The sequence below is a fragment of the Sphingobacteriales bacterium genome (assembly GCA_012517435.1).
In the GTDB taxonomy this organism is placed as follows: Bacteria; Bacteroidota; Bacteroidia; order CAILMK01; family JAAYUY01; genus JAAYUY01.
Genome location: JAAYUY010000022.1, coordinates 1 through 12,648, shown reverse-complemented (window position 1 = coordinate 12,648; position 12,648 = coordinate 1). Strand labels below are relative to the sequence as shown.

Genomic DNA, 12,648 nt, shown 5'->3' with positions numbered 1-12,648 from the left:
CAATGAAATATAAATACCTTTTTGGTCCGGTCGCCTCCAGGAGATTAGGTCTTTCACTCGGAATTGACCTCGTACCTTACAAAGTTTGTGACCTCGACTGCCTGTATTGTGAAAGCGGTAAAACGACCGTAAAAACAACTGAGAGAATACCTTATTTTCCCAGGGAAGAAATCATCAAAGAGCTGGATGATTTTTTCTCCTCCAATCCGCTGGTTGATTTTCTGACATTCAGCGGAGCGGGAGAACCTCTTTTAAATACAGACTTTCATGAAATATCAGCTTATCTGAACCAATATTATCCGTTTTTTAATACGGCACTGATTACCAATGGGACTTTGTTTTATCTGCCCGAAGTCAGGAAGGAAGTTGAATTCATTGATATAGTATTGCCATCTCTGGATTCAGCCACTCAAGCTACTTTTGAAAAGCTGAACAGACCTCATCCCAATCTTCATTTAAACCAGATTGTTGATGGCCTGATCCAATTGCGTAAAGAATTTGAAGGATATATCTGGCTCGAAATATTCATTGTGGAAGGCATCAATGACACTGAAAGCGAACTGGAAGCATTTCGTACCATTCTTGAGAAAATCAGGCCTGATAAGATACAACTCAATTCACTCGATCGCCCGGGTACAGATAAATCCATAAAAACAGCAAGTTTTGGCCGTCTCGAAGAAATAAAAAGTTTTTTTCAACCATGGGAAACTGAAATAATCAGCCGTAAATATAAAACCGGCCATCCGAAATTTAAAACCTCACATGCAGAGGAGCTTATTCTTGAAACCCTAAAAAGACGTCCTTGTACGGAAAATGACCTTTTTGTCATGACTGCCCTCTCAAAGGAAATGCTGACAAATATTCTGGAAAAATTAACCCGGGAAAACAAAATCATTTCATCCGTTGTGGGTACAAATACTTTTTACGAAATAAACCAAATCAGTTGATTCTATAAAGTTTTTCGAGGGTTTCAAAAAAGTTCCATGAAAATTCCCGCAGATTGCCATCGGTGATAACAAATAGTATAATATCCTGATTTTCAATAAACTTTCTTAAATTTATAATCCGGTCAACTTCTTTAGGCATCTTTGGGTTATTTGAGTGATTTTCTTTGAAATAGTACCAGAAATAAAAACTATCGAACAATACTTTCTGAACCCCGTTGTTGACGATGGTCCAGTAATAACTATCTCCGACAATAATCACTTTCGGTTTATAGCCCTGCCTGTTGTTCTTTTTCTGAAGATAGGGATAATATAAATTTTCATCAAAATGATACCATAAAAGGTTACAGGCATTGGCAATATCTTTATCTGTTCCTCTGGGTTTTCGGGTTATATCATATACAGGATATTGATAATCAGGCAAGTCCTTTTTTAACAAATATTCCATATAAATCATAATGGTATCAATAGCGATGTAGGAACCATAAATACTCCAGTGAGTACCACCTTTGGAATATAAAGGGTAGCTGATGGTGTCTTTCAGTCGTTTAAAATAGCTGTTGAAATCAATCCAATGAATTCCTGAATGTTGAAAATAGCTGGAATAAACCTCATAATTGCTAGGGTTTCTTTTCTCAACAATCTGATCTTCAGGAATATATTCAGGCAATACTTCTGCTTTTCCGGGTGCTAAAACCAGTAAAAACCTGACACCGTTTTTCTCCAGACTGTCAACAACTCTTTTGGCATGGACAACTTTTTTATGTATAACGTCCTCCCCGGAAAAGTCTAATCCGAAATGTGTCCAGATATAATGGCGTTCATAAAAATAGCCTTGTTTTCCGATTACCACGTTGGCCGCTGAAATATCCTTCTGAATTAAAAATTTGATCTGATTGTTCAGCTTCACCAGAAAAGGCCTGATTTTCAAATGTGACTGTACGTATTTTTCGTGCTGCTCCTGATACTTTCCTGAGAACCAGTTGTTTAAATTAAGGAAACTGTCTTTTTCCTCCCTGATGTAACCTTTCAGGGGTTTAATTTTTACAAAATCCAATTGCTGAATGATAAAGGGCATTAACAAAATTCCAAGTAGCATCATCCAATCAATATTTCCCTTTTTTCTCTCCATCAAAACCTGAAATAAATAAATGGATAAAAACCCTGAGAAGAAATGCCTGCCAATGAAAGAACAAGCAAGGTCAGGTAAAACAGAAAGCGTAAAGGAGCCGGATATTTCACCTGAATATTTTTAAACAACAATGTTTTTCTGAGTGAAGGCAGTATCGTAATAAATACGGATAATCCAAGTGCCACATAAAATAATGGTCTGAAATTCAGTTCGATTCCATCAAAAGAAAACATTTTTATCCATATCGTTTTAAAATGCAGCAGGTTTTCAGCCCTGAAAAGTATCCAGCCAAACATGACCAATAAAAAAGTCAGTAAACCTGAAATAAATGCCCCTGCTTTTCTGAAAAACCTGAAAAGGAAAAGCCTGTCAGCTATCAGTAAGATGCCATGATAAGCCCCCCACAGGATGAAAGTCCAGCCTGCACCATGCCAGAAGCCTGTGAGTAAAAAGGTAATAAAAACTGCCAGACTGTAAATGATATAATCTGTTTTAATAGATAAATAACTGTTATTCTTTAACTTACGTGAAAAGTTAAAGGCGAGGGGCATAAACAGATATTCCTTAAACCAGGCAGTCAGAGAAATATGCCAGCGTTGCCAGAACTCTCTGATATTTCTCGCAAGATAAGGATGATTGAAGTTTTCAGGCAAACGAAAACCCATCATGTTTGCCAATCCGATTGCCATGTCGGTATAAGCTGAAAAATCGAAAAAGATCTGAAAAGAATAGGCAAACACAGTAACCCACATCTGAGCAGATGAAATGCTTTCAGGAGCAGCCATGAATACCGGATTAATGTACATCCCAATAACATCAGCTATCCAGACTTTCTGAAACAATCCGGCAGAAAACCGGAAAAATCCTTCAAATCTTGTCTGATTGCTCACATCAGGAGTCTGACTGAACTGGCTGCCGCTTTCCCGCCATTTTAAAATCGGCCCGGATAATATTTTCGGGAAAAATAAAATATAATTCAGGTATTCTACAAAACTGCCCCTGCCCTTTTTCTTTCTGTAAACATCAATCAGAAAGCTTATTTTGTGGAATGTAAAAAACGATATACCTAAAGGAAGCACAAGGTTTTTCGAAGGATGATTAAAGGTAAAACCTGCCCTGCTGACCAAAACATTAAGATTTTCAATGAAAAAGGCTGCATATTTATAATAAATCAGAAGGGATAAATTCAATAAAATTCCTGCCCACATGATTGCTTTCCGTGCTGAAAAGACCGGTCTTTCGAGCCATCCGGCCAGAAAATAATCTATCAGAATGAAAATCAATAAAATAAAGATAAAAGTGGGTGCTCCCCATGCAAAAAAGAAAAGGCTTGAAAGGATGATAAAAAGAGTCAGGAGTTTTTTCGGAAGAATGAAAATCAGAAATAAAAAAAGGGGCAGAAAGTAAAATAAAAATATATTGCTGCTGAATAACATCAAAGATTTTTCAGCCTCAAAAATAAATGATTTCAGTACTTTTGAACAAAATATATTTCATGATTGATTTACGCAGTGATACAGTAACGCAGCCTTCTTTTGCCATGCTGGAATTCATGATGAAGGCCAGACTTGGCGATGATGTATTTCATGAAGACCCAACCGTGAATGAGCTTGAACACAAAGTGGCCTTCATGTTTGGTAAAGAAGAAGCATTGTTTTGTCCCTCAGGCACCATGACCAACCAGATAGCAATTAAAGTTCATACACAGCCCGGGGACGAAGTCATCTGCGATAAAACAGCGCATGTTTACAACTATGAAGGGGGCGGTATCGGATTTAATTCAGGTGCTTCCGTTCGTCTGATTGACGGGAATCTCGGCAGGTTTACCGTTGAAGATGTAGCAGCCAGCCTGCTTCCCGACAATGATCATTATCCGCATTCTTCACTGGTGTGCATTGAAAACACCGTCAACAGAGGAGGAGGAAGTATCTGGAACATCCATGAAATTGAAAAAATAAGCAAGTTTTGCAGGGAAAATCAATTACGCATTCATTTGGATGGTGCGCGCCTGTTCAATGCCCTGACCGAAACAGGGGAAAAAACAGAAAGGTACGGAGAACTATTTGACTCTGTATCTATCTGTTTATCAAAAGGATTAGGAGCACCTGTGGGCAGTGTGTTATGTGGCAGCCGGGAATTTATTAAAAAAGCCAGACGAGTCAGGAAAGTTTTTGGCGGTGGAATGCGTCAGGCAGGCATACTGGCAGCTGCAGGCCTTTTTGCTTTGAAAAACAATATCCCATTGCTGAAACATGACCATCGCAGGGCAAAAGAAATTGCTTCTGCCGTGGAAAAAATAAGTTTTGTCAAAGAAGTCTTACCGGTTCAGACCAACATAGTGATTTTCGAACTGGAAGAAAAACATGATGCCGGAATTTTTCTTGAAAAATTAAAGACAAACCGCATTCTTGCACTCAGCATAGGTAAAAACAGGATCAGAATGGTTACCCATCTTGATTTTACGGATGAAATGCTGGAATATGTGGTAAAAACATTCAGTAAGCTTAGCTAAACAGCTATTTCACCGCTTTCTGCCACGAGTCTCTCAATGTGGCTGTACGATTGAATATCAGGTGATTATTATCCGAATCAGGATCGACACAAAAATAGCCAATCCGTTGAAACTGAAATTTCTGATATGGCTTCGCACCCCTGACATAAGGTTCAATAAAACCGGTAATTATCTTAAGAGAGTCCGGGTTCAGATTCGACTTAAAGTCTTTCCCTTCCTCAGCTTCATCGGGGTTAGGGGTGTTGAACAAACGGTCGTACAACCTGATTTCAGCCTGAACGGCATGCTTTTCTGAAACCCAATGGATAGTTCCTTTTACTTTACGCTGAGCACCTGGCAATCCGCTACGGGTTGCCGGATCTAATTCACCATACACAACAGTTACCTGATCCCCTTCTTTTTCAAAGCCCGTACATTTAACAATATATGCTCCCTTTAGCCTGACTTCATTTCCGGGGAAAAGGCGAAAATATCCTTTTGGTGGATTTTCCATGAAATCTTCCCTTTCAATGAGCAGGTTTTTGCTGAAAGGGACAAGCCTTGAGCCTGATTCAGGATCTTCCGGATTGTTTTCAGTAGGCAATTCTTCATAATAGTCATCCGGCAGATTGGTGATGACCAGTTTCAAAGGATTTAATACAGCCATGATCCGCTGGGCACTCTTATTCAAATCTTCACGGATACAGAATTCAAGCAGCGATACATCAATGACATTTTCACGTTTGGCAACGCCTACCCTTTCGCTGAAATCCCTGATAGATTCAGGGGTGTAGCCTCTCCGCCTGAGGCCGGAAATAGTAGGCATCCTCGGGTCGTCCCAACCACTGACATATTTTTCTTCCACCAGTTCAAGCAGTTTTCTTTTGCTCATCACTGTGTAGCTAAGGTTCAGGCGGGCAAATTCAATCTGACGGGGACGGTATTCCGTTTCGATTAGCTGGTCAAGGAACCAATCGTACAAAGGCCTGTGAACCTCAAATTCAAGCGTACATATTGAATGGGTTATCCCTTCGAGATAATCTGACTGTCCGTGGGCAAAATCGTACATAGGATAAATGCACCATTTATCACCGGTACGGTGATGATGAGCATGTTTTATGCGGTAAATAGCCGGATCGCGCAGAAGCATATTGGGTGAAGCCATGTCAATTTTGGCCCTTAAAACTTTTGAACCATCCGGGAATTCCCCGTTTTTCATTCTTTCAAAAAGATCAAGGTTTTCTTCAACGCTTCTGTTCCGGTAGGGGCTTTCTTTCCCGGGCTCTGCAGGAGTACCTCTCAGCTCTGAAAATTCATCGGGACTCAGGTCACACACATAAGCTTTTCCGGCTTTTATGAGTTTTACAGCCCATTGGTACAATTGGTCGAAATAATCGGAGGCATAGCGTGGCTCACCTTCCCACTGAAAACCCAGCCATCGAACATCTTCCATAATAGAATCAACATATTCGACATCTTCCGTAACAGGATTGGTATCGTCAAAACGCAAATTACATTTCCCGTTATATTTTTTTGCCAGACCAAAATTCAGGCAGATTGACTTGGCATGGCCAATGTGCAAATAGCCATTTGGCTCGGGAGGAAAACGGGTATAGACTTCCCCGTTGTTTTTCCCATTTCTTATATCTTCCTCAATAATTTCCTCAATAAAATTCAAAGATTTTTTCCGGCTACTGTTTTCTTCGGTATCGTAATTCATTATGAGATTTTTTAAGACCGCAAAAGTAACTTCAAATTTGACAATAGTTAAATATTAAAGCAGTAAACCTAAACTATTGTCTGTGCGTCTAAAGGGCAAGTTATTCAGTTACCAGACATTAATAAAATATAAAATTAAGATAAAGTGTTAACTTTTACCATGTGAAGGATACTAAACGAGATGAATAGTGAATTAAAATACTATCTTTACAAAACAAGAAAATGCAGAAATTGTTGATGATATTGATAAGATGGCAAGGATAAACAACATTACTTTTATTAAGAAATCAGTTATTGTTCAACCTGCAACGACCTTTAAAAGTATATTTGCCGGAGCAGTGTTTTTTTTAACTTTAATTATTTTTCAAACTTCATTCACTGCAAGTGCACAAAACACCATATTTTTTGAAAGTTTCAACGGCTCTTCCTCGCTGCCAACAGGCTGGACACAAATACAGGTTACAGGATCGGATGTATGGACCATCAACAATGGCGGTTACTACGATAATGGCGCCAATCATCCATCGGCAGCATACAGCGGTACCCGTAATGCCTTTTTGTTTTCGCCAACTTCGCCTCCATCTTCGAATACCCGGAAATTGGTTACACCCGTTCTTGATCTGGGAGGACTAACAAACGTAACACTTACATTTTATGAAGCCCGCCTGAAATGGGGCGTTGACAAAGATCAGCTCAAAATCTATTACAGAACCTCTGCCACCGGCTCATGGTCTTTGCTGGCTACCTATTCCACCGAAACAACAGGCTGGGTACAGCGAACTGTTTCATTACCCAATACGGGAACCACCTATTATGTGGCTTTTGAAGGTATTGCCCAATACGGTTACGGAATATGTCTGGATGATATTAAAATCACCGCCACAATTGGCAATGATGCGGCTCTGACAGATTTTTTTGTAGAAAACAAAAAAGTTGTCAAGGCTGTGGTTAAAAATATGGGAACCAATACCTTATCGTCTTTCGACCTGAACTTATCGGTCAATCAGGGTTCTGCTATCGTCAAATCATGGACAGGCAGCCTGACTTCCGGAAACTCAACTACTGTAACCATCACTACCAATTACAACTTTCCGGATGGTGTTTCCGATTTAAAAGTCTGGACCTCCAATCCTAACAGCGGAGGAGACGGTAATAAAACGAATGATACGCTGACAAAAAAATATACCCTTATCAAGTCTTTTCCCTATCAGCAGGGGTTCGAAAACAGTAATCTCGGATATTGGACTCAATCCACCACAGACGATATGGACTGGACAAGATACAGTGGTTCTACCCCTTCCGCTACCACAGGCCCTTCCAGTGCTTACGAAGGAACTTACTACATCTATACAGAAGCATCCGGATACTCTCCTTCAAAAAAAGCTGAGATTTACACGGTAGATTTTGAAATCTCTGCCATTACCAATCCATATCTGGAATTCTGGTGCCACATGTACGGGAACCAGATGGGTGAACTTCACCTTGACATTGACTCTGCATCATACTGGAAAAACGACATCATGACTCCTCTTTCCGGCAACAAAGGAAATCAATGGTTTAAAGTGCTTGTTGATTTAAACAACTACCGCTATCTGAACAAATTCAGGTTCAGAGCTATTACAGGTGCAGGGTTTTTAAGTGATCTGGCTGTTGACGATGTCAAGATTCTTGATATCCCCAACCCAAAACTTGGTAATGATATCAAAGCATGCGTTGGCGATACCGTAAACCTTCAGGTTGATACAGGCTACGGCTATACTTTTATCTGGAAAAAATCAGGATTGAATGATACACTCTCGGTAAGCAACAAACTTAAAGTAAGTGCTTCGGGTACTTATATCGTTCTGGTTTCAGCACCTTACGGATATACGGGTACTGACACAATAGTGGTTGATTTTGGTCCCTTTCCTTCCGCATCATTTAATTATTCTGTTTCAAGTGCATGCCTGAAAAACAACCTGATCAACTTCACCAACAAGTCCGTCATTTCAAGTGGAAGTATGACGTATTTATTCAGTTTTGGCGATAATACCGATACGAATACAGCCAATGTTCAGCATATTTATCCCAAAGTTGACAATTTCATTGTCAGGCTGATTGCCACATCCGATTATGGTTGTAAAGACACCTTTTTCGATACCGTCAGCATTTATCCTGACCCTGTGGCAAAATTTTCTGTGAATAATACCTATCAATGCAGAAACAGTAACAACTATGTATTTACAAACCAAAGCACCCTGTCATCAGGTTCGTTGTCTTATCTCTGGCATTTCGGTGACATGGATACTTCCAATGTAAAAAATCCTTCTCACAGCTATAGTTATTCCGACACCTTTACAGTTAGTCTGATAGCCATCTCAGATAAAAACTGCCGTGATACCATTCATGAAAAGGTTTATGTAATGGCTCATCCCAAAGCTGCATTTCAAATAAATGACAGCACCCAGTGTCTTTCAGGGAATCAGTTCAGTTTTACCACCCAATCCGCTATTCCTTACGGAAACCTCAGCTATTACTGGGATTTTGGAAAGAAAGGCACCTCAACAGCCACCCACCCCGGCTATAGTTTCCAAAACGATGGCGTTTATCAGATAAAACTCATTGCGAGCAGCACTATCGGGTGTAAAGACAGCATGATAAAAAATGTATATGTTTATCCCATGCCGCAATCAGCTTTCAGTGTCAGCGATACCAGTGGCTGTTTAAATGGTAACATGTTTTATTTCACAGATTTATCAACCATCAAAACGGGAACATTGAGTTTAAGGTACTGGTACTTCGGAGACGGGTCATCATCCGTTTTGCCTGCTCCCACCAGAACATACATGAATGATGGGAATTTCACCGTTAAGCTACTGGTGGAATCGGACCAGGGCTGTCAGGATTCCATCGAGAAAAAAATCAGTGTTTATCCATCACCCACGGCTGATTTCAGCATTAACAATAACAGCCAGTGCCTGTCGGGAAACTCTTTTTATTTCCTGAATCAGTCATCAATAAAATCAGGAACCCTGACTTTCCAGTGGAATCCGGGAGATAATACCCGGTCTGATAGTGTTAACAAATATCACAAATACAGTAATGACGGCACTTTTGACGTTAAGTTGATTGCTGTCAGTGAAAAAGGATGTAAGGATTCCATCACGAGGCAGGTTGTCGTAAATCCCATGCCGGTTGCAGGCTTTTCCATCAATAAGCGTTCACAGTGCATTGAGGGAAATAACTATTCGTTTTCAAACCAGACTGTTTTAAAATCAGGAAGTTATACGTCAAACTGGTTTTTCGGGGATGGAAGCACCACTCAATCCCAACAGGCCAGCCACCAATATTCAAAAGTGGATACATTTAAAGTAAAACTGGTGGTTGTTTCTGACAAAGGATGCAGCGACAGTATCATCAAAGAAGTTTACGTCAAACCTATGCCCAAGGCATTGTTTACAGTCAATGACAGTATGCAGTGTTTGTCAGGCAATCAGTTTGATTTTCAGAATCTTTCGGATATTCAGTTCGGATTGCTGTCTTATTTTTGGGAATTTAACGACCAGACCACCTCGGACAATGAAAACCCGTCAAAAACCTACAGTAAATCAGGAAAATACAATGTTAAACTAATGGCAACTTCCGCTTTTGGCTGTAAAGATTCTTTTATTTCTGCCGTTATCGTATTTGAAAATCCACGAGTATTTTTAGGAAATGATACCGTTATCAACGATACCAGCACTTTGTTGCTGGATGCAGGAGAGGGTTTTGTCAGTTATCTGTGGCACGACAGCTCGACCAGCCGTAATTATTTTATCGATACTTCAGAAAACCCTGGCATGCATACTTACTTTGTTACCGTTACCGACAGCAACGGATGTAGCGGAACCGACAGCATCAACATTGAAATTAAACCACTGGGTTCGCTCCACGATTACCAGCCTGTTAAAATCAAAGTTTATCCTAATCCGGCTAAAAACTATATCAATATTGAATTTCCAACAGAAACAGAGCTGTGTTTTATCAGAATATTCAGTGCTGAAGGCAGGGAAATCTTTTCTGAAAAATTACCTTCTGAACAAGGGACAGTAAAAACAACACTTGATCTAAGTTTTCTGAAAGCGGGAATATATTATCTCCAGATACAGGAAAATGAACGGATTACCATGTTCAAAATCATAAAAAGACCATGACAGGCAGGAAGCAGTATTTGAAAATATTGAAATTTCTGATGCTGGCTTTAGTGAGTCTGAGCGGCTTTTATTATGAAGCGGAAGGACAATCCAAACAGGGAGACAACTGGTTTTTCGGGCATCATGCGGGAGTAAAATTTGTCAATGGCAGTCCACAGGGAGTCTCAGGAGGACAAACCACTGCTACTAACAATCTTGAAGGTACCGCCACCATATCCGACTCCAATGGTAATCTGCTTTTTTATACAGACGGACAAACGGTCTGGAACAAGAATCATCAGGTAATGGCCACGGGCTTAATGGGGCATTCTTCTGCCACCCAGTCAGGCGTTATTGTTCAGGCACCCGGCAGTAAAGATACCTTTTACATTTTCACCATTGACGCCACTCAAAACAATCTGAACAACGGATTACGTTACACCATGATTGATATGCAGCTCAACAGCGGCCTCGGAGGTGTTATTACAGGGAAAAAAAATGTCCTGCTGACCCCATCAGGGGTAAAGATGGCAGAAAAAATTACAGCAGTCAGGCATTGCAACAACAGGGATATATGGGTCATTGCCCATGATTTTAAGATTGGAAGCAGCACAGCAGGAAATAAATTCTATGCTTATCTGGTTACACCCAGCGGAATTTCAAGTCCTGTGGTTACTACAATAGGAACCGTTCACCAGGGCGGAGACAATTATGGTTACGGAAGCTCAAGAGGATACATGAAAGCTTCTTCGGACGGGAGAAGAATAGCTTTGGCCATCGGATATGATGGTTGCGGAAATGTTGCAAGTGCAGTCAGTTGCCCCGATAGCAGCGGAGCTTTTGAGATCTATGATTTCAACTATACCACAGGGGTTGTCAGCAACATGATCAGGCTGAAAAACAAATACAAAGGTGCTTATGGAATAGAGTTTTCTGCAAATGGAGATATTTTGTACGGTACCACATGGGGAGTTTACGGGAGTACGGCCAACCCTGAATACAACCGTGTTTATCAATGGAACCTCAATGCCGGAAGCCAGACAGCTGTCCGGAATTCGGAAAAAATAATAGCCAGTGAAAGCGCCTCAAGTGGAGGGAATTACGGTGCCCTGCAGATGGCCAGTAATCAAAAAATATATATTGCACGTGCTGATAAAGGCTATCTGAGTGTTATCAACTATCCCAATAAACTTGGAACTTCCTGCAACTATCAGCAGGTCGGGGTAAACCTTAACACAGGAGCCAGCTCACAGATGGGGCTGCCAACCTTTGTCCAGTCCTATTTTAATCCTAATCTGGGATTCAGCTATATCGGCAATTTCGAAGACATGGTTACCCGGTTTGTCATTGCCGACTCTATGCGTATTGATTCAGTACGCTGGTTCTTTGATGATACCTGTGCCGGTCAGCCGCATACCAGTACTTCATTCAATCCAAGCTATACCTATTGCGATACCGGTAATTACCGGGTCAGGTTAATCATCTGGAAATGTAATACGGTAGATACCATCGAGCACATAGTCGTGATTCATCCCCGTCCAAGGGCAAAATTTACCACCGACAGCATTCAATGTTTTAATGAAAACAGATTTAAGTTTATTAACAATTCCACCATTGCCAGCGGAACTATCAACTGGCACCACTGGGATTTCGGAGATGGAGATACATCCGACCTTAAAGAGCCGGTACACGTTTACGCCAAACCCGGAAAATATACGGTAAAACTGGTTGAAATATCCGACTATGGCGGATATGATTCGACCACTATGCAGGTGTATATCAAGCATTCCCCAAAAGCCGAGTTTTATGTGGATGAATATTCAAGATGCCTGACCGGTAACAGTTTCCTGCTCGATAATAATTCTTCCATCGGTTCTTCCAGTACCCTAACCTATAAATGGTATTTCGGCAACGGGGATTCGAGTACAAAAATTTCTCCTGACCCTTACTCTTTCTCATATTCCGACAGTTTTAAAGTAACCCTGATTGCCAAGTCAGATTCCAACTGCTACGATACTACCTATAACACAATTTATGTCAGGCCGATGCCGGCTGCCTCATTTCAGGTAAATGACAGTACACAGTGTCTATCAGGCAACAAATTTATTTTTACAGAAAACAGTACTATCAGCTACGGAACTTTAAGCTACAGATGGCAATTTGGAGACAACGACAGTACTACCCTTCAAAACCCTCAGCATTCTTATAATT

The 12,648-nt window shown here is 40.6% G+C and carries 7 protein-coding genes; 4 read left to right on the top strand and 3 right to left on the bottom strand.

Translation table 11 applies throughout. The features are described from left to right. Nucleotides 1-2: 2 nt before the first annotated feature. Nucleotides 3-947, top strand: coding sequence for a radical SAM protein (locus tag GX437_01175; protein ID NLJ06258.1), 945 nt, complete (start codon nt 3-5; stop codon nt 945-947). On the opposite strand, the gene GX437_01170 is transcribed toward GX437_01175, so the two are convergent. Both GX437_01170 and GX437_01165 read right to left on the bottom strand, forming a co-directional pair. Beyond that, nucleotides 940-2,046 carry a hypothetical protein gene (locus GX437_01170; protein ID NLJ06257.1) on the bottom strand — a complete coding sequence of 369 codons (1,107 nt, stop codon included), beginning with the start codon at nt 2,044-2,046 and terminating at the stop codon, nt 940-942. The genes GX437_01175 and GX437_01170 overlap by 8 nt on opposite strands. Nucleotides 2,047-2,075: 29 nt before the next feature. After that, nucleotides 2,076-3,512 carry an MBOAT family protein gene (locus tag GX437_01165; GenBank protein ID NLJ06256.1) on the bottom strand — a complete coding sequence of 479 codons (1,437 nt, stop codon included), beginning with the start codon at nt 3,510-3,512 and terminating at the stop codon, nt 2,076-2,078. Between the two features lie 59 nt (nt 3,513-3,571). Here GX437_01165 and GX437_01160 point away from each other — a divergent pair, with 59 nt between their 5' ends. Continuing rightward, nucleotides 3,572-4,588: an aminotransferase class I/II-fold pyridoxal phosphate-dependent enzyme gene (locus tag GX437_01160; GenBank protein NLJ06255.1), complete on the top strand. Its 1,017-nt coding sequence runs from the start codon at nt 3,572-3,574 to the stop codon at nt 4,586-4,588. A gap of 4 nt (nt 4,589-4,592) precedes the next feature. Here GX437_01160 and GX437_01155 read toward each other — a convergent pair whose 3' ends face one another. Next, a complete protein-coding gene (locus GX437_01155; protein NLJ06254.1) occupies nt 4,593-6,287 on the bottom strand; it encodes a glutamine--tRNA ligase/YqeY domain fusion protein in 1,695 nt (564 codons plus the stop codon). 250 nt (nt 6,288-6,537) lie between these two features. Here GX437_01155 and GX437_01150 point away from each other — a divergent pair, with 250 nt between their 5' ends. Together GX437_01150 and GX437_01145 are read left to right on the top strand one after the other, a co-directional pair. Beyond that, nucleotides 6,538-10,458: a PKD domain-containing protein gene (locus tag GX437_01150; protein NLJ06253.1), complete on the top strand. Its 3,921-nt coding sequence runs from the start codon at nt 6,538-6,540 to the stop codon at nt 10,456-10,458. Continuing rightward, nucleotides 10,455-12,648: hypothetical protein (locus GX437_01145; GenBank protein NLJ06252.1), on the top strand; the 2,194-nt coding region annotated here is incomplete at its 3' end. The genes GX437_01150 and GX437_01145, both read left to right, overlap by 4 nt.

Coding starts and splice junctions, on each gene's coding strand:
- GX437_01150 (NLJ06253.1), top strand. CDS start 6,538: ATGGCAAGGATAAACAACATTACTTTTATTAAGAAATCAGTTATTGTT.
- GX437_01165 (NLJ06256.1), bottom strand. CDS start 3,512: ATGTTATTCAGCAGCAATATATTTTTATTTTACTTTCTGCCCCTTTTT.
- GX437_01155 (NLJ06254.1), bottom strand. CDS start 6,287: ATGAATTACGATACCGAAGAAAACAGTAGCCGGAAAAAATCTTTGAAT.
- GX437_01175 (NLJ06258.1), top strand. CDS start 3: ATGAAATATAAATACCTTTTTGGTCCGGTCGCCTCCAGGAGATTAGGT.
- GX437_01160 (NLJ06255.1), top strand. CDS start 3,572: ATGATTGATTTACGCAGTGATACAGTAACGCAGCCTTCTTTTGCCATG.
- GX437_01170 (NLJ06257.1), bottom strand. CDS start 2,046: ATGATGCTACTTGGAATTTTGTTAATGCCCTTTATCATTCAGCAATTG.